This is a genomic window from Polaromonas sp. YR568 (assembly GCF_943371715.1).
In the GTDB taxonomy this organism is placed as follows: domain Bacteria; phylum Pseudomonadota; class Gammaproteobacteria; order Burkholderiales; family Burkholderiaceae_C; genus Polaromonas.
The window spans coordinates 20,487-40,254 of the sequence record NZ_CALRVW010000024.1; the positions used below are offsets into that span (position 1 = coordinate 20,487).

The 19,768-nt window shown below is 66.6% G+C and carries 19 protein-coding genes; 3 read left to right on the forward strand and 16 right to left on the reverse strand.

All coding sequences use genetic code 11. The features are described 5' to 3' along the window. Positions 1-27: 27 nt before the first annotated feature. Positions 28-2,577, reverse strand: coding sequence for a DNA mismatch repair protein MutS (mutS, locus tag AAG813_RS15725; protein WP_341916615.1), 2,550 nt, complete (start codon positions 2,575-2,577; stop codon positions 28-30). 405 nt (positions 2,578-2,982) lie between these two features. Here mutS and AAG813_RS15730 point away from each other — a divergent pair, with 405 nt between their 5' ends. From AAG813_RS15730 to AAG813_RS15740, 3 genes are read left to right on the forward strand one after another with little or no spacing between them, the layout of a single operon-like run. After that, positions 2,983-4,335 (forward strand): NAD(P)/FAD-dependent oxidoreductase, encoded by a 1,353-nt coding sequence (locus AAG813_RS15730; protein ID WP_341916616.1) that lies wholly within the window; start codon positions 2,983-2,985, stop codon positions 4,333-4,335. 21 nt (positions 4,336-4,356) lie between these two features. Further along, the gene (locus AAG813_RS15735) at positions 4,357-5,169 is read left to right on the forward strand and encodes a lysophospholipid acyltransferase family protein (protein ID WP_341916617.1); all 813 of its coding nucleotides are present in this window, start codon (positions 4,357-4,359) and stop codon (positions 5,167-5,169) included. A 39-nt stretch (positions 5,170-5,208) separates the two neighbouring features. Next, positions 5,209-5,982: a glycosyltransferase family 2 protein gene (locus AAG813_RS15740; RefSeq protein ID WP_341916618.1), complete on the forward strand. Its 774-nt coding sequence runs from the start codon at positions 5,209-5,211 to the stop codon at positions 5,980-5,982. Between the two features lie 84 nt (positions 5,983-6,066). On the opposite strand, the gene AAG813_RS15745 is transcribed toward AAG813_RS15740, so the two are convergent. The 15 genes from AAG813_RS15745 to AAG813_RS15815 form a co-directional block, all read right to left on the reverse strand. After that, entirely contained in the window at positions 6,067-6,825 is a 759-nt protein-coding gene (locus AAG813_RS15745; protein WP_341916619.1) for a class I SAM-dependent methyltransferase, read from the reverse strand. A 229-nt stretch (positions 6,826-7,054) separates the two neighbouring features. Next, a complete protein-coding gene (gene fabG / locus AAG813_RS15750; RefSeq protein ID WP_341916620.1) occupies positions 7,055-7,786 on the reverse strand; it encodes a 3-oxoacyl-ACP reductase FabG in 732 nt (243 codons plus the stop codon). Continuing rightward, complete coding sequence (locus AAG813_RS15755; RefSeq protein ID WP_341916621.1) at positions 7,783-8,313, reverse strand: 3-hydroxylacyl-ACP dehydratase; 531 nt, start codon at positions 8,311-8,313, stop codon at positions 7,783-7,785. Before AAG813_RS15755 ends, fabG begins: the two co-directional genes overlap by 4 nt. Beyond that, the gene (locus AAG813_RS15760; RefSeq protein ID WP_341916622.1) at positions 8,307-9,137 is read right to left on the reverse strand and encodes a beta-ketoacyl synthase chain length factor; all 831 of its coding nucleotides are present in this window, start codon (positions 9,135-9,137) and stop codon (positions 8,307-8,309) included. The genes AAG813_RS15755 and AAG813_RS15760 overlap by 7 nt, the downstream gene beginning before the upstream one ends. Before the next feature lie 7 nt (positions 9,138-9,144). Further along, entirely contained in the window at positions 9,145-10,338 is a 1,194-nt protein-coding gene (locus AAG813_RS15765) for a beta-ketoacyl-[acyl-carrier-protein] synthase family protein (protein WP_341916650.1), read from the reverse strand. 73 nt (positions 10,339-10,411) lie between these two features. Further along, positions 10,412-11,113, reverse strand: a complete 702-nt coding sequence (locus tag AAG813_RS15770) for a phosphatase PAP2 family protein (RefSeq protein WP_341916623.1) — start codon at positions 11,111-11,113, stop codon at positions 10,412-10,414. Continuing rightward, a complete protein-coding gene (locus tag AAG813_RS15775) occupies positions 11,110-11,919 on the reverse strand; it encodes a polysaccharide deacetylase family protein (RefSeq protein ID WP_341916624.1) in 810 nt (269 codons plus the stop codon). The genes AAG813_RS15770 and AAG813_RS15775 overlap by 4 nt, the downstream gene beginning before the upstream one ends. Then, positions 11,906-14,260, reverse strand: a complete 2,355-nt coding sequence (locus AAG813_RS15780; RefSeq protein ID WP_341916625.1) for an MMPL family transporter — start codon at positions 14,258-14,260, stop codon at positions 11,906-11,908. Before AAG813_RS15780 ends, AAG813_RS15775 begins: the two co-directional genes overlap by 14 nt. Then, positions 14,257-14,862, reverse strand: a complete 606-nt coding sequence (locus AAG813_RS15785) for a LolA-related protein (protein ID WP_341916626.1) — start codon at positions 14,860-14,862, stop codon at positions 14,257-14,259. The genes AAG813_RS15780 and AAG813_RS15785 overlap by 4 nt, the downstream gene beginning before the upstream one ends. Next, positions 14,859-15,836 carry an acyl-CoA synthetase gene (locus AAG813_RS15790; RefSeq protein WP_341916627.1) on the reverse strand — a complete coding sequence of 326 codons (978 nt, stop codon included), beginning with the start codon at positions 15,834-15,836 and terminating at the stop codon, positions 14,859-14,861. The genes AAG813_RS15785 and AAG813_RS15790 overlap by 4 nt, the downstream gene beginning before the upstream one ends. Beyond that, positions 15,833-16,159 (reverse strand): 3-hydroxyacyl-ACP dehydratase, encoded by a 327-nt coding sequence (locus AAG813_RS15795; protein ID WP_341916628.1) that lies wholly within the window; start codon positions 16,157-16,159, stop codon positions 15,833-15,835. Before AAG813_RS15795 ends, AAG813_RS15790 begins: the two co-directional genes overlap by 4 nt. Then, positions 16,149-17,528 carry an AMP-binding protein gene (locus AAG813_RS15800; protein WP_341916629.1) on the reverse strand — a complete coding sequence of 460 codons (1,380 nt, stop codon included), beginning with the start codon at positions 17,526-17,528 and terminating at the stop codon, positions 16,149-16,151. Before AAG813_RS15800 ends, AAG813_RS15795 begins: the two co-directional genes overlap by 11 nt. A 47-nt stretch (positions 17,529-17,575) precedes the next feature. Then, a complete protein-coding gene (locus AAG813_RS15805; protein ID WP_341916630.1) occupies positions 17,576-18,235 on the reverse strand; it encodes a hypothetical protein in 660 nt (219 codons plus the stop codon). An 8-nt stretch (positions 18,236-18,243) separates the two neighbouring features. Next, positions 18,244-18,543, reverse strand: a complete 300-nt coding sequence (locus AAG813_RS15810; RefSeq protein WP_096699803.1) for a phosphopantetheine-binding protein — start codon at positions 18,541-18,543, stop codon at positions 18,244-18,246. A gap of 208 nt (positions 18,544-18,751) precedes the next feature. Further along, a complete protein-coding gene (locus AAG813_RS15815; RefSeq protein WP_341916631.1) occupies positions 18,752-19,696 on the reverse strand; it encodes an inositol monophosphatase family protein in 945 nt (314 codons plus the stop codon). Between the last annotated feature and the right edge of the window lie 72 nt (positions 19,697-19,768).

The following is a 19,768-nucleotide window of genomic DNA, read 5'->3' on the forward strand; positions in this document are numbered from 1 at the left end:
GGGGGCAATCGTTGGGGGTGGGACGGCTCAGGCGGCCGCTATTTTTTTGAGTTGGTACAGCGCGTCGAGCGCCTCGCGCGGGCTCAGCGCATCGGGGTCGATGCCGTGCAGGGCTTTTTCCACCGCGCTGGGTTCGGCGGCGGGCTGCTCGGGCGGCGCGGCAAACAGGTCGACCTGGGCGCGGCTGGCGGTCTGCTGGGTTTCCAGCGCATCGAGCGCATGGCGTGCGTGGTTGACCACGGCGGCCGGCACACCGGCCAGTTTGGCCACCGCGATACCGTAACTCTTGCTGGCCGGGCCGGGCTCGATGTGGTGCAGAAAGACGATGCTGGCGCCGGACTCGACCGCACTGACATGCACATTGACCGCGGCATGGTGGCGCGCCGGGAACTCGGTGAGTTCGAAATAGTGGGTCGCAAACAGCGTGAAGGCCTGGGTTTTGTTGTGCAGGTGGGCGGCAATGCCGCCGGCCAGCGCCAGGCCGTCGAAGGTGGAGGTGCCGCGGCCGATTTCGTCCATCAGCACCAGCGAGTGCGGCGTGGCCGCGTGCAGGATCTGCGCGGCTTCGGTCATCTCCAGCATGAAAGTGGACTGCGCGTTGGCCACGTCGTCGGCTGCGCCGATGCGGGTGTGGATGGCGTCGATCGGGCCGAGCCGGCAGGCGCTGGCCGGCACGTAGGAGCCGACGCTGGCCAGCAGCACGATGATGGCGACCTGGCGCATGTAGGTCGATTTACCGCCCATGTTGGGGCCGGTGATGACCTGCATGCGGCTCTTGCCGCTCAGGCTGCAGTCGTTGGCGATGAAGGCGCCGCCGCTGGTTTCCGCCAGCCGAGCCTCGACCACCGGGTGCCGGCCCTGGGTGATGTCAATGCAGGGCTCTTTAACGAACACCGGGGCGGTCCAGTTCAGCGTGAGGGAGCGTTCGGCCAGCGCGCACAGGGCGTCCAGGCTGGCCAGCGCGCGTGCCAGACGGCTCAGCACCGGGACAAAAGCCTGCAGTTCATCGAGCAGTTGTTCGTACAGCCATTTTTCGCGGGCCAGCGCGCGTTCCTGCGCCGACAGCGCCTTGTCCTCGAAGGTCTTGAGCTCGGGCGTGATGAATCGCTCGGCGTTTTTCAGCGTCTGGCGGCGCCGGTAGTCGTCGGGCACCTTGTCGAGCTGGCCCTGGGTCACCTCGATGTAGAAGCCGTGCACCTTGTTGAACTGCACACGCAGGTTGGCGATGCCGGTGCGGGCTTTCTCGCGGCCTTCGAGGTCGAGCAGGAAGTCGTCGCAGTTGGTCTGGATCGCGCGCAGCTCGTCGAGGTCGGCGTCGCAGCCATGGTTGATCACGCCGCCGTCGCGGATCAGCGCGGCCGGCTCGTCCAGCACATAGCGCTGCAGCAGCGCGGCGCAGGCCGGCGGCGCCTGCAGGTCCGCGAAAATAGTGGTCAAAAGTGCCGGTAGCCCTTGCTGGTCGGGCGCCAGCAGCTCTGTTTTTTGTAGCGTATCGCGCAGGGCGATGAGCTCACGCGGGCGCACCTGGCGCAGCGCGATGCGGGCGGTGATGCGTTCCACGTCGCTGCTGCCCTTGAGGCGGGCGCGCAGCGTCTGCTGCAGGCCGCCGCGCAGGGCGCTGATGGCTTCGAGCCGCGCGGCCGCCTGGCTGCGCTCGCGCCGCGGGCTCAGCAGCCAGCTTTTGAGCGCGCGGCTGCCCATGCCGGTGGTACAGGTGTCGAGCAGCGAAAACAGTGTGGGCGAGTCCTCGCCGCGCAGCGTCTGCGTCAGCTCCAGGTTGCGGCGGGTGGTCTGGGGCAGTTCGATCAGCTCGCCTGAACGCACCACCTGCAGGCTGTGCACATGGGAGAGCGCGCGGCCCTGCGTGTGTTCGGCATAACCGAGCAGCGCCGACGCGGCCGCGTGGGCCTCGGGCAGGGCCTCGGCGTTCCACGAGGCCAGCGACGCCACCTGCAGCTGCGCCAGCAGCCGGCGTGCGCCCAGCGTGCTGTCGAACTGCCAGGCCGGCCGGGCGCTGACGGCGCAGCGGTGGGTTTTCAGGCGCTGCTCGAAGGCGGGCGTGACATCGACGTTGTAAAGCAGTTCGCTGGGCGCGATCCGGGCGATCCAGGCCTCGAGCTCGTCGCTGGCGCAGTGCGCCAGGTGGATTTCGCCCTGCGTGACGCTGAGCCAGGCCAGACCGCAGGTGTTGCGGTTGCCCTGGTGCACCGCCAGCAGGATGGATTCGGTCTTGTCGCTGAGCAGCTCGGTGTCGGTCAGGGTGCCGGGCGTGACCACCCGCACCACCTTGCGCTCGACCGGGCCCTTGGCGGTGGCGACGTCGCCGACCTGCTCGCAGATCGCCACCGACTCGCCAAGCTTGATCAGTTTGGCAAGGTAGCCTTCCAGCGAGTGGAAGGGCACGCCGGCCATGACCACCGGCTCGCCGTTGGAGTTGCCGCGCCGCGTCAGCGTGATGTCGAGCAGGCGCGCGGCTTTTTCGGCGTCGGCATAAAACAATTCGTAAAAGTCGCCCATGCGGTACAGCAGCAGGGTGTCCGGGTAGTCCGCCTTCAGGCCCAGGTACTGGACCATCATGGGCGTGTGTTTTCCGGCCGCGGCGGGGGCGGGGGCGGAATCGGGAAGGTGGAGGGCGGGCGGGGGAAGGTTCACGGGGGTTTCAGGCGAGGGCGGTAAAAGGCTGAATACACGGGTGAACTCAGGGTGGCTGCGGGGGGTGGCAACAGGGGCCGGGAAAATAATAGCACTTGCCGGCCGGCCCGCCTGTGGCCTGACGGAAATCGCTGCCAGGTCGCCCCTCCCGGGAGGGGCTGGAATGTGCGCCGGACCGGTAAATCCCGAAAGATCAGACATTTCACTACAAACATTCAGGGTACCCCGAAGTAGACTCAACCCTTGCACGCCTGACATGCGCGATGGTCCCGTCCGGGATCACCACGGCAGGTGTGCGGCAAGTTCGACACTATCGACCAAGGAAAACCCATGACCGAGCTGAATTCACCAGCCGTCCCTGCGCCCGCCGTGACCGGCGAGTGCGATGTGCTGGTCATCGGCGGCGGCCCGGCGGGTTCCACGGCGGGGGCGCTGCTGGCCCAGCGGGGCTACAAGGTGGTGGTGCTGGAGAAAGAACACCATCCGCGTTTCCACATCGGCGAGTCGCTGCTGCCGGCCAACCTCCCGCTTTTTGAAAAGCTCGGGGTGGCGGACGCCGTGCGGGCCATCGGCATGGAAAAATGGGGCGCCGAGTTTGTGTCGCCCTGGCATGACAACAAGAGCCAGACCTTCATGTTCGGCGACGCCTGGGACAAATCCATGCCGTTTTCCTACCAGGTGCGGCGCTCCGAGCTGGACGAGATCCTGATACGCAATGCGGCCCGGCTGGGCGCCGAGGTGCTGGAGGGCTGCAGGGTGCGCGAGGTGGCTTTTGCGGCCGACCGCAGCGGCGCCACGGTGCACGCGCAGCATGAAGACGGCCGCCTGCAGGACTGGCGGGCCCGCTTTGTGGTGGACGCCTCCGGCCGAGACACCCTGCTGGGCAAGCAGTTCGACATCAAGCGCCGCAACCCCAAACACAACAGCTCGGCCCTGTATGCGCACTTCACCGGCGCCACGCGGCACCCGGGGAAGGACGAAGGCAACATCACGATTTTCTGGTTCGACCACGGCTGGTTCTGGTTCATTCCGCTGGCCGACGGTGCCACCAGCATCGGTGCGGTTGTCTGGCCGCACTACCTCAAGAGCCGCAGCAAACCCGTGAAGGAATTTTTCCTCGACACGATTGCCCTGTGCCCGGCGCTCGCCGAACGCCTGGCCCACGCCACGCTGTCGTCCGATGTCGAGGCGACCGGCAACTTCTCCTACGCCTGCGAACGCACGCACGGCCCCAACTACGTGATGATCGGTGACGCGTTTACCTTCATCGACCCGGTGTTTTCGTCGGGTGTGATGCTGGCCATGCAGGGCGGCTTTGTGGGTGCCGACACCGTCGACACCTGCCTGCGCGAACCGGCGAAAGCCGCTGCTGCGCTGGCGGAATTCGACCGGCAGGTGCGCAAGGGGCCGAAAGAGTTTTCGTGGTTCATCTACCGCGTGACGAACCCGACCATGCGCGACATGTTCATGGGGCCGCGCAATGTGTGGCGCGTGAAGGAGGCCCTGCTGTCCATGCTGGCCGGCGACATTTTCGGCAAGACACCGATCTGGGGCTCGCTGGCGGTGCTCAAGGCGATTTTCTATATTTCCTCGGCCCTGAACTACAAGCGCACCCTGCAGGCGATGCGCATGCGCAAGGCCAACATCCGTGTGGTCGAGGACGCGGCGCCCGCGGCGCGCTGACGGCCGCACAGCGCGGATGCCATGAAACACGAGTCCAATGCCCTCATGACCGAGCCGCTGGCGCTGCCGTCGCTCCGCCGTGCCCTGCATGAAACCGTCCGGTTGCACCTGGGTTACCTGGCGCTGGGCCTGCTCAGCCTGGGTGTCACCTTGCTGGCCTTTCCGATGCGCGCACTGCTGCCGCGTGTGATGAGCAAACGGCTGGGACGCAAGCTGGTGACCGCTGTAACGCGGCACTACCTGCGTTTTCTGGTGCTGATCGGGGCCTGCCGCTTCGACCTGTCGGAACTGGACGCGCTGCGCGATCAGCCGCCCATGGTCATCGCGCCCAACCACCCGTCGCTGCTCGATGCGGTGATGGTCCTGTCGCGCCTGCCCGGCACCGGCTGCATCATGAAGGCCGAACTCGTCAACAGTGTTTTTTATGGGGCGGGCGCGCGCCTCGCCGGCTACATCCGCAATACGCCGCTGCGCACCATGGTGCAACTGGCGGTGGACGATCTGCACCAGGGCAGCCATCTGCTGCTGTTTCCCGAAGGCACCCGAACCACACGTTTTCCCGTGGGCCCCTTGCAGGGCACGACCGGTCTGATTGCCAAAAGTGCGGGGGTGCCGGTACAGACGGTGTTCATCGAAACCAGTTCCGGTTTTCTGGGTAAGGGCTGGCCCTTGCTGCGAGCCCCTAAAATGCCCATCACTTACCGGGTCCGTCTCGGCAAGCGTTTTGATCCGCCGCAGCACACGGCGCGTTTCGTCAGTGAGCTGGAACAGTATTTCCAGACCGAGCTGGCGCACGCGCAGTTGCCCGGCTTTCCCGTTTCACCGCCGGCCTGACCATCGTGGCCTGGCGTTTCCTGTCCAGGTTTCCACACGATGACTGTTTCCGCCCCCGGCGCGTCCCGCACCCACCTGGTCCTGATACCGAGCTACAACCCCGGCCCCAAGGTCTATGAAACCGTGCGCGCCGCGCGCGCCCAGTGGACGCCGGTCTGGGTCGTGGTGGACGGCAGCACCGACGACAGCGCCGCCGGCCTGCAGGCCATGGCGGCGCAGGATGAGGGCCTGCGTGTGATCGTGCTGCCACACAACGTGGGCAAGGGCGCGGCGGTGCTGCACGGGCTGGACCTGGCGGCGGCCCAGGGGTTCACCCACGTGCTGACCATGGATTCCGATGGGCAGCACCCGGCCCACCTGATTCCGAAATTCATGGCCGCATCAAGCGCACAGCCCGAAGTCATGGTGCTGGGCATGCCGGTGTTTGCCGCCGACGCGCCGCGCCTGCGTGTCAATGGCCGCAAGGTGTCCAATGGCTGGGCGAACCTGGAAACGCTGTGGGCCGGCATTGGTGACTCGCTGTTCGGTTTTCGCGTCTACCCGATCGCGCCGCTGCGGCGTGTCATGCACGGCCAGCGCTGGATGCGTCGTTTCGATTTTGACCCGGAGGCGGTGGTGCGCATGTGCTGGCTGGGCGTCAAACCCGTCAACCTGCCGGCCAGCGTCAAATACTTCCGACCCGACGAAGGCGGCGTGTCGCATTTCAACTACCTGCGCGACAACCTGCTGCTGAGCTGGATGCACTCACGGCTGTTCCTGGGTTTTGTGCTGCGGCTGCCCGTGTTGCTGGCGCGGCGCTGGTCCCGCTCTTGAATGGCGGCGCTCATGGCGCCCGCCTTTCTGCGCCGCCATGGCGTTAAAGACACGGATTTTGCTGACAGATAGCGTGCAACCTGGCTAGGGTTTGATCGCCTGGTACTCGGAAAACACGCCAACTTCCACGTGTTGTTTGACCTGCACCAGCCCGGCGGCGCTCAGTGTGGCCATGACTTGTTCCGGCGGGACACAGGCTTCTATGCTGTCCCAGTAGTAGCGCCAGATGGTGGCGGTCTCTTTTTGCCGGGAAACCAGTCGTGTCAGCATCGGGATCACGCCCCGCATATAGGTTTTGAGGATCCACTGTCCCAGACCGCTTTTTGCCTGGGTGATTTCGAGGATGCAGAGACGGCCGCCGGGTTTCAATACCCGTTGAAACTCTGCAAACGCCACCCCCAGATCGCTGATGTGGCGAAGGGCGTAACCCATGCTCAGGAAATCAAAGTGATTGTCGGGGAAAGGCAATGACTCGGCCCGGCCCTCCATCAGCACCATGGTCTTGGGCAGCTTGCTGGCCGCCAGCATGCCGGGGCTTGGATCAATCCCGGTGACCAGGGCCGGGTCGCCGGCGAGATGACAGGCCTGGGCCGCAACCAGGCCGGTTCCCACGCCCACATCAAGTACCCGCATGCCCGGTTTCAGGCCGCCGCGAATGAGGGCCTGACGCCGATAACGCGAACCGGTACCCCAGGCCAGCATGGCCTCGATGCGGTCGTAGTCGGCAGCGGTGTTGTCAAAAATTTTGCGTAAGTAGGCTTGCCTGTCCTGCTCGGTCTGATAGTAATCAGTGAGCGGGCCATGCGGTGCATGCGCCGCGGGAACGGAGTCGGTAGTCTTCATGGTGAATTCGCCTTTCGAGCTGGAAAGTCAGTAGCACGCGCCGCGTGAGGGACCGTCATGGGTGCGTGCCGGCGAGGCGCAAGGAGGGGCAGGCTGATGCCTGCCGGAAGGGGTGCTTCGGGTCAGCGGGCTCTTGCCCTCACCCAGAGGGTGGTGGCTTTTGGCGCTCTCCCGGCCAGCTTCATGCCCTTTGCGTCGCGCGTCAATCGGACAAGAGCCGATTTACGGGTCAGATCATGCCGCCATTGATCGAGATGACCTGACCGCTGATGTAGGCCGCACGTTCCGAAGCCAGAAAGCCGACCAGGTCGGCGACTTCCTCGGCCTTGCCGGCGCGTTTCATCGGCACCATGCGGTCGATGACATCCTTGCTGAAGGCGCCCTGGGTCATGGCGGTGTCGATGATGCCAGGCGCCACGGCATTGACCGTGATGCCGCGGCTCGCCACTTCGAGTGCCAGTGACTTGGTGGCCGCATGCAGCGCGCCCTTGGCGGCCGAATAATTGACCTGCCCGCGGTTGCCGGCCACGGCCGCGACCGAGGTGATGGTGATGATGCGGCCCCAGCGGGTACGGATCATGGGCATGGTCAGCGGCTGGGTGACGTGGAAAAAACCATTGAGTGAGACGTCGAGCACGCGCTGCCACTGGGCCAACTGCATGCCGGGAAACACCGCGTCGTCATGGATGCCGGCGTTGTTGACCAGCACCTGGATGGGGCCGTGTTCCAGCAGGGCCTCCAGGGCCTGGGCGGTGGCGGCGGCGTCGGTCACATCGAAAGCCACGGCCTGCGCCTGGCCGCCCTGGGCCACGATGTCGGCGGCGACGGCCTGCGCCGTGGCCAGGTGGCTGTTGGCGTGGACGATGACGGCAAAGCCATCGGCCGCCAGGCGTCGGCTGATGGCCGAGCCCAGCCCGCCGCTGCCGCCGGTGACCAGGGCGCGTTTGAGGGGTGGAGTCATGGAGGGCTGCCTGCCGTTGAGGGCGGTGGGGTGGAGGGGGGCAGCGCCAGCGCCGATGCGTCGAGCACCACCACGGCGCGGCCGCTGAGCAGGGGCTGGTCGCCGGCCTGCACGGCAAAGCTGTAGAGCACCGTGTTGTCATCGCCGGTCAGCCGGTCGGCCCGGATGCTCAGGTCGCCTGCGACCGTGTCCAGCCGGTCGACGGCCAGCGTGACGCTGCGCATGCTGGCCAGGTAGCCGGCGCGCGGCGGCGTGGTGGCAGCGTTTGCGCCGGCCAGGGTTTCGGCCACCAGCGTGCCGTGCACCGCCATGGCCTGCGCGGCGTATTCCACCCCGCAAGCGGCACCGAGCCGGCCGTGGGCCCGCAGCGGATGGTCGGGCGCGTGGTGGCTGCTGGCCTGGCAGACGATGTGCTGGGTGTCCCAGGCGCTGACGCTGTCCAGCAGGCACATGGTGCCCTGGTGGGGGATGCGGCGCGCGATGTCTTCATGCTGCAGCGTGGCTGGGCAATGCGCTGGGCTCAGCATGGTTCCACCTGCACGGCCAGCTGCAAATCATCGAGGTAGTCGATCACAATGCTGCCGGCTTCCTGCGTCGCCACACTGCGCAGCAGCGGCAGGCAGCGTGCCGCGGGAATGCTGGCGCGCAATTGCTCCAGCGCGCTGTCGGCCATGGCGGTTGCACTGGCGCCTGTGAGGCAGGTGGCCGGTGCCAGGGTCCACCGGGCCAGGCTGCGCTCACTGCGTTGCGGGGTCAGCACCAGGGCCACCCCGAAGGAGTCCGGCAGGGGCCGCACACTGTGCAGCGGTTCGGGATAGTCGGTGTCGTAGGCAACCAGCAGCACGGCCGTCTGGTCGACCGCTGCCTGCGCCATTGCTTCGAGCAAGCCGGCCGCAAAACTGCCGTCGTGGGCGCACAGCACGGAGGAGGTCGCCATGGAGCCACTGGAGATGCTCCAGTAGCCGGAAGAGGCGTTGTGCACCGAGTTGTGAAAACGCGTGGGAGAGATCAGCCTGTCGCTTGATGCCAGGGCGCTGCAGATTTCATGGCAATTGATGGCGTCACCGCTCGACGATGAAAACACCGAGGGCAGTCCGGCGGCGGACAGACCCGAGGCCGTGAGGGCTTCCTGGCCAACGGCCAGCGAGACCTTGACCACGGCGCCCGCGCGGCGGCGTTCGGCCGGGGGCAGGGCCATGGGCAGCGGCAACACGCAGCGCGCCGCCTCGTAAGGCGTACTGCCTGCCAGCAGTTCGCGCCCTGGCGCCCAGCCCGTCAGGCCCGGGCCCAGCAGGCCGACGCCCTCGACATAAACCGTGAGGGACGGCGCAGCGGATGCGGAATGTGTCATCGTCGTCTTACCCGGCACGGCCAAAAATCAGACTGCAGTTGGTGCCGCCGAAACCAAAGGAATTGCTGAGCACGCGACGGACGGCCTGCTCGCGGTTGTGCAGCAGGTAGTTCAGGGGCAGGGCCGGGTCCAGCTGTTGGGTGTTCAGGCCGGCCGGCAACAGGCCGTGCTGCAGGGCCAGCGCGCAGATCACCGCCTCCAGCCCGCCCGCGGCGCCCAGGGTATGGCCGGTGGCGCCCTTGGTAGAACTGCAGGGCGTGACCGAACCGAACAGCGCCGCCACGGCCCGCGTCTCGGCCGCGTCGTTGCTCGGCGTGGCCGTGCCATGCAGGTTGATGTAGTCGATGTCCGCGGCGTCCAGCCCGGCCGTGGCCAGCGCCTCCTGCATGGCCATGCGCGCGCCCAGGCCCTCAGGGTGGGGCGAGGACATGTGGTGGGCATCGCTGGATTCGCCGATGCCCAGCAGCAGCACTGCATCGGCGTCCAGCCGGTCCGGCACCGGTTCGAGCAGCGCGAAGGCCGCTGCTTCGCCGATGGAAATGCCGTCGCGTTCGACATCGAACGGCCGGCAGGCCTGGGTGGAAGTCAGGCCCAGGGAGTTGAAACCGTACAGCGTGGTCAGGCACAGCGAATCAACACCACCGACCACCGCGGCGTCAATCAGGCCGGCCGCCATCATGCGGCGCGCCGAAGCAAACACCTTGGCGCTGGACGAACACGCGGACGAAACCACCACCGCCGGACCGGCCAGGGCCAGGACGTGGCGTGTGAAGTCGGCCACAGAGAAGGTGTTGTGCGTGGTCCGGTAGGAAAAGTCGGGCGGAAAGGCGCCGGTGACCGGATCGAGCCGGCGGTAGGCCAATTCGGTCTGCAAGATGCCGGAGGTGCTGGTGCCGATGAAGACGCCGATGCGCTGCGCGCCGTACTTCTGGCTGGCAGCTGCGACGGCCTCGGCGAAACCGTCCTGCATCAGGCCCAGCAGTGCGAGGCGGTTGTTGCGGCAGTCGAACGCCGCCAGTGCATCGGGAAGGGCTACGGTGTCCACCGCCGCCACCTCGCCGACAAAGGTCGGAAGATCGACGGTGTCAAAAGCGCAGGGCGCGAGGCCACCGCGCTGCCCGCGCAAGGCGTCGAGGGTTTGCTGGAGGCCGCGACCGATGCTGCTGGTCGCGGTGAAATGGGAGAGCCAGAGCGGGTTCAGAAGAAAACTAGCCGATCTAAAAGTGAAGTCATGTTAGCAAATTCCACCGGAAAAACGGTGATCCAGGAGACGGTCAGGCAGCGAGGTAAGGACAATGGTGGTTGGCCCGGGTACGCACCACGTGGCGCAGCGACAACCACGCCGCGAAGGCCCCCAACAAGAATCCGGCCCACATGTCCACGGCCACATGCTGGCGGGTGGCCACCGTGGAGTAAACGATGCCGAGGCACCACAGTGCATTGATCAGGCGTGCCCACGGCGGCGCGCCAAAACGGCGCAGCAGGTGATGCAGCCAGAAGCCCGAAAAAACAGCGGTAGCGACATGCAGGGACGGGCAGGCGTTGCCCGCGGCATCCATGTTCTTGAGGAAGTCCACGCCCGGGTACAGGGCCCAGTCGATGTCGGCGGCGGGAACCGTCGTGGGCCAGAAGTAGAAAACGAGCAGCCCGGTCAGGCAGGTGACGGCCATGGCCATGCCATACACATAGAGTTCGCGCCGGCTCGCCAGAAACGCGGGCGGCAGCGACACATACACCCACAGCGACACATACAGCGACAGGGCCATGGGCTCAAAGCCGATCAGCCGGTCCAGCCATATGACCGGCATCACGGTGACAGGATAGGCGGGGTTGTTGAGCACATAGAAATAGGCGGCAAAAAACACGGCAATAAAAGCCGGAATGCCTATGCTTTTGAGGACCACGTCGCGCGGCACAAGCTGTGCGGCCTGGCGGTACCAGGGCAGGGCCTGCGGGCGAACCAGGGTGGGGCTCATGCCAGGGCCTCGGGCAGGGTCACCGGCTTGAGGCGGGCCGCCGCAGCGCAGGCCAGCACGGCGGGCAGGACCTCGAGAATCACCGGGATGCCGCCTGGCGTGCGGGCGGCGTTGCCGTCATGCAGCAGCACGATGGCGCCAGCCTTCAGGCCATTCAGCAACTTGTGGGTGACCTGCTGCGCATCGCCAACCCGCGTGTCGAAACCGCGTACCGACCAGCTGGCCAGCCGAAGATCCATGCGGGTGAGCAGGGGGTCGAGAAAAGGATTGCGCAGGCCGGCCGGTGCGCGGAAAAAGAGCGGACGCTGGCCGGTGATCGCCGTCAACGTGTCCTGCGCGGCCTGAATCTCCCGCGTCATGCCGCGCGGACCCATGACGGAAAAGTTGTGGCGATGGCGCTGGCTGTGGTTCTCCACCGCATGGCCGCGGCGAACGATCTCCCGGCACAGCTCCGGATAACGTGCCGCCTTGTCGCCGATGCAGAAAAAAGTGGCACGGGCGGCGTATCGGTCCAGCAGGTCCAGCACCTGCGGCGTGACCTGCGGGTCGGGCCCGTCGTCGATGGTCAGGGCAATTTCGTTTCGGGCTGTCGCGGCCGCGGGCAGCCGTGACCAGTTCGGACCCAGCCAGTGGCTGCGCGGCCACAGGCCGACGCCGGCCAGCAGCGCATGGTTGGCGACGACAACGGCCAGTGCCCAAGGCCACAGCGGGGGCGCCGCCACAGCTGCGGCAAGCGCCAGCCCGTGCAGCGCCAGCGAGGCGCGCACCAGCGGGTTGGCGTGCCAGTGCGGCTCAGGCCTGGGCATCTTGGGGCTGCCTCGCAAAAATCGCTGCATACACCAGCGCCAGGATGACGCCCGGCGCCACCGTGGCACCCATGGCCTGCAGGATGGAAATCTTGGAAAACGCCAGCAGGCCAAAACCCGCGACGGTGGTGAGGTTGGCCAGCGCCATCGAGGCCAGGGTGCGGTGCGGGATGGGGGTCAGGGGATCGGGCCGGTCAAAAAACAGCGCGTAGTTCGAGCCCACCGCCACCACCAGCAGCAAGCCCACCAGGTGCAGGATGATCAGCGGCTGGCCGGCCAGCGCCAGGCCCGCCGTGACCGTGATGACCGAGGCGGCCAGCGGCGCGATGATGCGCAGCACACGCGTTGGTGAGCGGAACACCACCAGCAGCAGCACGACGATGGAGAGCAGCCCGCCCAGCGACAACAACGTGGCTTCGCGCAGGTAGCCGGAATACAGGCGGTCGGATTCGGCTTTCATGTCCACAAACAGCACATCCGGCGAGCTGGTGCCCAGGGCCGCGCGAATCCGGTCGGCCTGGATGCCGGCGCCTTCCGGCGCCCGCAGCGGCAGCAGCGCCGTCCAGCCACCGCGTGAGGGCTGGAGCAGCAGCGCATCGACCGCCATGGCCAGGGAGGTCTGTTCGAGGTCGGTCGGCTGCAGCAGGGCCCGGCTGCGGCTGCTTTCCACATCGGCCAGAAAGGGCGCGAACACCTGGGCGCGCACCGGCAGGCCTTGCACCGCCTGCGCCAGGCGCGGCTGCAAGACCTCGGCCGGCGGCAGGCTGGCCTGGCGCGCACGCTGCGTGGCCGTGCTGGGAAGGTAGCGGCTGGGGCTTTCAAACCCGGCGAGTTCGCCTTGGTCCACCTGCGTTTGCAGCAGCGCGGACACCCGCTCGGCGGACACCAGCACCGATTCCCGGTCGCTGCCGGAGATCACCACGACGTAACGCACATCGGGCGCGCCCATGTCGGCGCGCAGGCTTTCGTCGAGCGCGATGTCGGCCTGCGACACCGGGCTCAGCGAGGAGATTTTTTCGTTGAGCAGCGTGTCGCGGTGGGTCGCGAGGACGACGCAGGCGGCCAGCAGCAGCACGGCCGCCGGCCAGCGCAGGGCTGCCGCCCGCCGCGTCAGCTGGCTGAGCACGCGGCCGATGGCCGACACGTCGTGGATGCGGAACTTCGCCGGCAGCAGGTGAGGCAGGACAAAACGCGTCATGACCGCGGCGGCCACCAGCCCGGCAATGGCGTACAGGCCGAGCTGCGCCAGGCCCGGAAAGCCCGACAGCAGCAGCGAGGCAAAACCGAAAATCGAGGTCAGCACCCCCAGCCGGATCGTCGGCCAGAAGCGCTTGACCCAGTTGTCCTGTCCGTCGTCCGCCTGTTCGGATTGCACGAACAGGTAGATGGAATAGTCCACCGCCTCGCCTATCAGCGCGGTGCCGAAGCCCAGCGTGATGCCGTGTACCGCGCCGAAGCCCAGGCTGACGGCTGCCACGCCTGCCAGCACGCCGCTGAGAACCGGCAGAAAACCCAGCGCCAGTGCGGTCACCGAGCGGTACACCAGCAGCAGCAGCGTGGCAATGATCACCACGCTGATCAGCGAGAGGCGGCTGACCTGGCTCTGGATGGCCTCGCGCGAGGTCACCGAAAAGACGCCCGGGCCGGTCATCACCAGCTTGGCGGCGGGGCTGTCCCGGCGTGCCGTGTCGAAGGCCTGCCGGATGGCGGCCATGGCGCTTTGCTGGGCATCGGTGTCCGACCCCGCGGCGCGCGTCTGCATCAGCATCAGGGCGCGGGCGCCGTCGCGGGACGCCCAGGCGCCGTCGATCAGGCGCGGCTGCGCGCCGCTATCGAGCTGCCCGAGCAGTTGCACCATTTCGCCGGTCGGGTCGCGCGGCAGCAGCGACTTGACCATCAGCCCGGCCGGTGAGGCCAGCAGATCGATGCTTTCGGCCAGGGCCGCGTGCAGGCCGTCGGTGCTGAAGCGTTCAGGGGTGACGAGCGGGCTGAGCAGGTAGCGGTTGTTGAACAGGTAGGTCCGGTCGCGCTCCTTGTTGACGGGCTCGCCATTGTTGACGGCGACAAAGGCCGGGTCGGCGCGCAGGGTGCGGGCAACCTCTTTGGACAGGCGGGCGCGCGCCGGGCCGTCCTCCCCCTCGATGCCGACCAGGATCAGGCGCGAAGCCAGGCCGTCCTTGAGCTGGTCCATCAGCAACTGCTGCTCGGCCGTCGGGTTGCGCGGCAGAAAGGCCGACAGGTCCGTGGTGATCTGGGTGCGGCTGATGACGGCGCCGCAAACCAGCAAAAAGGCCAGCCACAACCAGACCGGCAGGAACTGGCGGCGCAGCAATCGGCTCATTTCGCGGCCAGCTTGTCGATCACCATGACCGAGCGGTCCTTGTCGGTCTGCTCGATTTCAATGGTCCGGACCTCGGCATGGCTGCCGGCGATGCGGATGCGTTGCACCGCTTCCAGCATTTTTGTTTCGATGGGGCGCAGGGTCAATGTCCAGCGCTCCTCGGAACCTTCGAGGTCGAGGTTGTAGACGCGCCGCAGGGCGACCATGTCGCCGGCCAGGGTGCCGCGTATGCTTTCGGTGAAGGCCACCAGTTCCGGGTAGTCCTGCAGGCGCAGCACCATGCGGCGTTTGCCGCGTTCGACGGTCAGGCTGCCGCCTTCTATCAGCAGCGACTCCGGCCGCGGCTTGAGCGTGCGTTTTTCCAGCCGGTCGGGCGCGGTGTAAAGCAGTTCGCCTGACGATTCCACCGGGGCCTCGAGCAGGGCAATGTATTTCTTTTCGACAAAGCTGGCGCGGCCGGACTTGTTTTTCGCCAGGCCCTGCATCAGCTGGGTCACATCCCAGGCGGCGAAGGCGGGGCTGAGGCTGAGGACCAGCAGCAGGCCGGCGCCGGCCAGCCAGGTTTTTCGTGAAAGAGTGGTCAGGCGGGATGCATCTGTCATGGGGTCGGACCGGGTTGGGGCGCAGCTGCCGGTTTGCCGGCCTGCCAGAAGTTGAAAAAATTGAACCAGTTGTAGGGCGCCGCGCGGCAATGCTGCTCCAGCAGTTCGGCATACCGCACCATCGCGGCCTGCACCGCCGCTTCGCGCCCGCCCGCAGGAATGGCGGAAAAATCGGCCAGCGTTTCAAAGTGGATATCGTAGCGATTGCCGCCGCCATACAGGCCGACCATGAACAGCACCGGCCGCCGCAGGATGGCCGCCATGCGAAACGGTCCCACGGGAATCTCGGCCGGCGCGCCGAGAAAAGGAACGGACTTCGTGGTGTCCCGGTTCAGGCAGCGGTCGGCCAGCATGCCGACCACGCTGCCGGCCTCGATCAGCTCGTGCACGCGCAGCATCGAATCCGCATGTCCCAGCGCCACGATGTCCTGCTGCGCCGCCGGGTTGATGGCGCTCAGGGCGGCATTGATCTTGCGCGCGTTTTCCTCGTACATCACCATGGCCACGCGCAGGCCCGGCTGCCGCCGGCCGATCGCGCGCAGTACCTCGAAGCTGCCCACATGCGCGCCCATCAGAAACACGCCTTTGCGGTCCGCTGTCAGTTCGGCCACCAGGTGTTCCTGGTGGATGCGGATGTCGAAAAGGCCGAAGCGGTCGTTGATCAGGTAGACCCGGTCGTGGATGACCGAGGCGAAGCTGAAGAAATGCCTGAACACATGGCGCCAGGCGACTCGCGCTCCCGCCGGCAGCGCCAGCGCGCGCTGCAGGTAGTCGCGCGATGCGCGGCGCGCGGCCGCGTTGGCCACCAGAAAGTAGGCGGCAATGCCGTACAGCACGAAGCGGCCCGCGCTGCGGCCCAGCCGCAGGGAAATCCACGTCATCACGCGCAGCATCAGCATGTTGCTGCGCTCCGGGCGGTCCCGCCAGGCGGGCTGGCGACCCGCGCCCGATGAACCTGTCGGCGCCTGGCTCATGGGACGCTTTCGAAGGCAAAAGTGCCGGTGGCCACCTGACGGGCGCCGGCGGAGATGTCAAAACGAGTCTGTCCCGCGGGGGTGGCCGAGCAGGCAATCGTCAGTATCTCGCCGGGCAGCACCGGGCTGAGGAATTTGGCCGAGGTGATCTGGCAGCGCAGTGCTTCGCTCCGGCGGTCCCCAACGCTGAGGCGCGCTTGCGTGGCGGCGTGCAGCGCGGCATCAAGCAGCAGCACACCCGGCACCATGGGCCTGCCCGGGAAGTGGCCGGTAAAAGCGGGGTGACCGGCGGCAAAACAGACCGTTGTGGCTTCAGTCTGCACGGGGTGGGCTTTCCTGCGCGGCGGGGCTTTGGTGGAGGCGGACCAGCGCTTCGAGGGCATCGCGCGGCAGCTTGCCGGTGGCATTGCGCGGGAGGGCCTCGAGCAAAACCAGCGGGCGCGGCAGGAAGATGGTGTCTATCCGTTCCTTCAGCGCGGCCTGCACGGCGGCGGCCGTCATACCGGGGGCCACGACAAACGCCATCAGCCGCACCACCGTCTCATGGCCGCTGTCGTCGGGCATGAAAAATGCGCCGTCGAGTACCCCGGGGATGCTGTTGAGGTGATGGTTCAGGTAGGCCAGCGAGTTGCGCTTGCCGGCGATATTGATCAGGTCCGCGAGGCGGCCGTGCAGCAGGAAATGGCGGTTGTCGATGGCCTGCAGCACATCGTTGAGCGGCACCACCTGTTCGACATGGCCGCCGCAGGCCCACATGCGTTCATCGTGCGGTGTCAGGGTCACCAGGGGAAACAGCTCCCACTCGGCGGTTTGTGCGGTTCGCCGCGATGCGATCTGACCAGTTTCGGTGGAACCGTAAATCTCGAACAGCGGGGCATCAAACCGGGCTTCGCAGCTTTGCGCGAGTTGCGGGGCCATGGGCGCCGTGGCCGACACCACGAGGTCCAGCGCGGGCAGTTCAACGGACGAGGCCAGCAGCACGCGCAGATGCACGGGGGTGCTGACCAGCATGCGAGGACGCGGCACGGCCTTGACAGCGCTGACGATGTCGGCCGGGTAAAACGGCTGGCCGGCATGGAGGGCGCCGCCGCTTTGCATGGGCAGCAGGACCGTCGATTCAAAGCCGAACATGTGTTGTGGCGGCACCGTGCCGATGACGGTGCAGGGTGCGGCGTCGTCGAGCCCCAGCCGCAGCGCCTCGCCGCGGGCGCTACGTACCAGCGAGCCCCAGGTCTTGCGGTGCGGCAGTGGCCGGCCGGTCGAACCCGAGGTGAACACGTCGGCGACGGCCTGCTCGCCGGGTAGAAAGGGTATGTCGCAGGGTGCGTCGGGGTCGATCTGCGACGGTCCGTGGGCAAACGCATCCTGGTAAACAAAGCTGGGCAACTCGATCGCGTGGGGAGCGTCTGACAGGCAAAACGAATCAGGCGCCAGGGTGCGCAGCTGCCGCATCATTTCCGGTGTGTGGGTGGGTGGCAGCAGGCTGATCTTCTGCGTCAGCAAGGCGGCGCCGAGTCCGACCGCGAAGTGGTAGCGGTCGCTGCAGGCGTTGAGCATGTGTTTGCCAGGCGGCAGCGAGGCGGCCAGGTGTTTCACATCGGCCAGGTACTGGCGGACCGTGACGATTTCCCCATAGCGCCAGGCCAGGATGTCGTCACCATGGGTGTGGCTGATGAGCGCGTAGGTGGTCATGGGATGGACAAAGCTGGCAAAAATGTTGCAGAAGTGCGGCGGTCCCGTCAGGACGAGGGCGGCAGCCCGCCCACGCTGGCCTGGCGGTAGGCGCGTATCGCCTCCAGCGGACCGGCCCGGTCGGACGGGGCCAGCAGCAGCAGGCGCGCCGCGTATTCGGCAGAAAACATGACGACCAGCAGTGGCAGGTTCAGCAGGTTAGCAAAAGCCGACCAGACGTTGACCGGTGCGAGCCAGAACAGCAGCAGCGACAGCGTGGTCATGACGGCGAAATACAGCGTCCAGGCCCAGGTCACCTGCCGCGTGTAGCGGGCCAGGGCGGGCGACAGGCTGCCGTGGATGATGGCGGCAAAGCGCGAAACCATGGGTTGCTGGCCGGCGCGCAGGGTACGCGCAAAGGCCAGACCCAGCAGCGCCTGTATGCCGGCGTGCTGCAGCAGAAACACCCAGTTGTAGTGCAGCACGAGCCAGCCGCTCATCGCATAAAGCAGGGCGCAGCCGGCCAGGCACAGCAGCAGCATCCAGGGCCGCTGCGGCGAGCGCCAGGCCAGCACCAGGGCCAGCGCAATCAGCGGCGCGATCGCTACGGCGGCGTCCAGCCGGTCGGGGTGGGGATCTGCGGACGCGAGGTGAGCCAGCACCGGGTAGGCGATGCAGACGGCGGCAATGGCTGCCCAGCGGACGCCGCGCAGCACAGTTGCCGTCAAGCCAGGCTTCACTTCGTTCTTTGCAGCGCGATGTGGTCGCTCAGGCTGCGCAGCGACTGGAAGATGGCGGTGTTGTCTTCATGGTCGGCGCGCAGTTGCAGGCCATAACGCTTGGACAGGACCAGCGCGATTTCCAGGATGTCGATCGAGTCGAGCCCCAGGCCTTCGCCGTACAGCGGCTCATCGGGCAGGATGTCCGCGGCTGCGGTTTCCAGATTCAGGGAAGTGACCACCAGTTCGGCCACTTCACGCATCAGTGCAGCATCGGCTGCAGGCGCGGCAGAGGGTTGAAGGGAGGATTCGGGCATCGTGGTTGTAGGCATGGATTTTCAGGGTGTCGGGGCCTTGCGCCGGTGCTGCCAACCCCTGTGGTTCATTGATGTTTTGATGGTAACTGACATTGTTTTTCACCCGCGCCGCAGCTGTAGGCCGTCGCCCCTGGAGTGTGTCAGACCGTAACGAAAAAACACATCAAAAATGCCCCGAAAAGGCGGCAGTTTTCCCGGCCTAGCCGGTCTAACCGGTTTCGCTGTCGCCGGATTTGACCGCCCGCGGGGCGCGCGGCACGGACAGGGTCTGGCTGGGCGCGGCGGCCTCGTCAGTCAGGGCGGCATCGAGCACCGCCTGACGCACGCTGGCCTTGTCGCCGGCGCCTGCAAATTTGCTGTACTTGCCGAGCGTGGTGACCAGCTGGCCGTAAATGCGCGGATTGCCGGCCACACATTCGCCGTGATCCATGAAGTCGGATTCACCGGTGAAGTTGCCGATCAGGCCACCGGCTTCGGTGACCAGCAGCGAGCCGGCCGCCACATCCCAGGGCTGCAGGCCGCTTTCAAAAAAGCCGTCGCTGAAACCGGAGGCCACATAGGCCAGGTCCAGCGCAGCGGCGCCCGGGCGGCGCACGCCGGCGCACTGGCTCATGACTTCGCCGAGCATGTGCAGGTAGGGCTTGAGCTTGTCGCCGGGGCGGTAGGGGAAACCGGTGGAAATCAGGCATTCCTGCAGGCGCGTGCGTTTGCCGACCCGGATGCGGCGGTCGTTGACGTAGGCGCCGCGGCCCTTGCTGGCGCTGTAGATGTCGTTGCGGTTGGGGTCATACACCACCGCCTGCTCGACCTTGCCGCGTACGGTCAGGGCAATGCTGACGCAGTAGAAGGGAAAGCCGTGGATGAAGTTGGTGGTGCCGTCCAGCGGGTCGATGACCCAGACGAATTCGGAATCCTTGGCGCCATGTTCGCTGCCCGACTCTTCGGCCAGGATGCCGTGGCCCGGGTAGGCGGTCAGCAGCGTCTCGATGATGATTGCTTCGGCCGCGTGGTCGACTTCGGTGACGAAGTCGTTGGTCTGCTTGGCCGAGACACGGACCGCCTCCACATCAAGCGCAGCACGGTTGATGATGGCGCCGGCGGCGCGTGCAGCCTTGACGGCCACATTGAGCATGGGGTGGAGATTGCTGGACATATAGGGCTAAGAAAGAGCAGAAGGGCTGCGGCCCGGTAACCGGGGCAGGCGACAATAACGCCATTTTACCGG

Coding starts and splice junctions, on each gene's coding strand:
- mutS (WP_341916615.1), bottom strand. CDS start 2,577: ATGATGGTCCAGTACCTGGGCCTGAAGGCGGACTACCCGGACACCCTG.
- AAG813_RS15730 (WP_341916616.1), top strand. CDS start 2,983: ATGACCGAGCTGAATTCACCAGCCGTCCCTGCGCCCGCCGTGACCGGC.
- AAG813_RS15735 (WP_341916617.1), top strand. CDS start 4,357: ATGAAACACGAGTCCAATGCCCTCATGACCGAGCCGCTGGCGCTGCCG.
- AAG813_RS15740 (WP_341916618.1), top strand. CDS start 5,209: ATGACTGTTTCCGCCCCCGGCGCGTCCCGCACCCACCTGGTCCTGATA.
- AAG813_RS15745 (WP_341916619.1), bottom strand. CDS start 6,825: ATGAAGACTACCGACTCCGTTCCCGCGGCGCATGCACCGCATGGCCCG.
- fabG (WP_341916620.1), bottom strand. CDS start 7,786: ATGACTCCACCCCTCAAACGCGCCCTGGTCACCGGCGGCAGCGGCGGG.
- AAG813_RS15755 (WP_341916621.1), bottom strand. CDS start 8,313: ATGCTGAGCCCAGCGCATTGCCCAGCCACGCTGCAGCATGAAGACATC.
- AAG813_RS15760 (WP_341916622.1), bottom strand. CDS start 9,137: ATGACACATTCCGCATCCGCTGCGCCGTCCCTCACGGTTTATGTCGAG.
- AAG813_RS15770 (WP_341916623.1), bottom strand. CDS start 11,113: ATGAGCCCCACCCTGGTTCGCCCGCAGGCCCTGCCCTGGTACCGCCAG.
- AAG813_RS15775 (WP_341916624.1), bottom strand. CDS start 11,919: ATGCCCAGGCCTGAGCCGCACTGGCACGCCAACCCGCTGGTGCGCGCC.
- AAG813_RS15780 (WP_341916625.1), bottom strand. CDS start 14,260: ATGAGCCGATTGCTGCGCCGCCAGTTCCTGCCGGTCTGGTTGTGGCTG.
- AAG813_RS15785 (WP_341916626.1), bottom strand. CDS start 14,862: ATGACAGATGCATCCCGCCTGACCACTCTTTCACGAAAAACCTGGCTG.
- AAG813_RS15790 (WP_341916627.1), bottom strand. CDS start 15,836: ATGAGCCAGGCGCCGACAGGTTCATCGGGCGCGGGTCGCCAGCCCGCC.
- AAG813_RS15800 (WP_341916629.1), bottom strand. CDS start 17,528: ATGACCACCTACGCGCTCATCAGCCACACCCATGGTGACGACATCCTG.
- AAG813_RS15810 (WP_096699803.1), bottom strand. CDS start 18,543: ATGCCCGAATCCTCCCTTCAACCCTCTGCCGCGCCTGCAGCCGATGCT.
- AAG813_RS15815 (WP_341916631.1), bottom strand. CDS start 19,696: ATGTCCAGCAATCTCCACCCCATGCTCAATGTGGCCGTCAAGGCTGCA.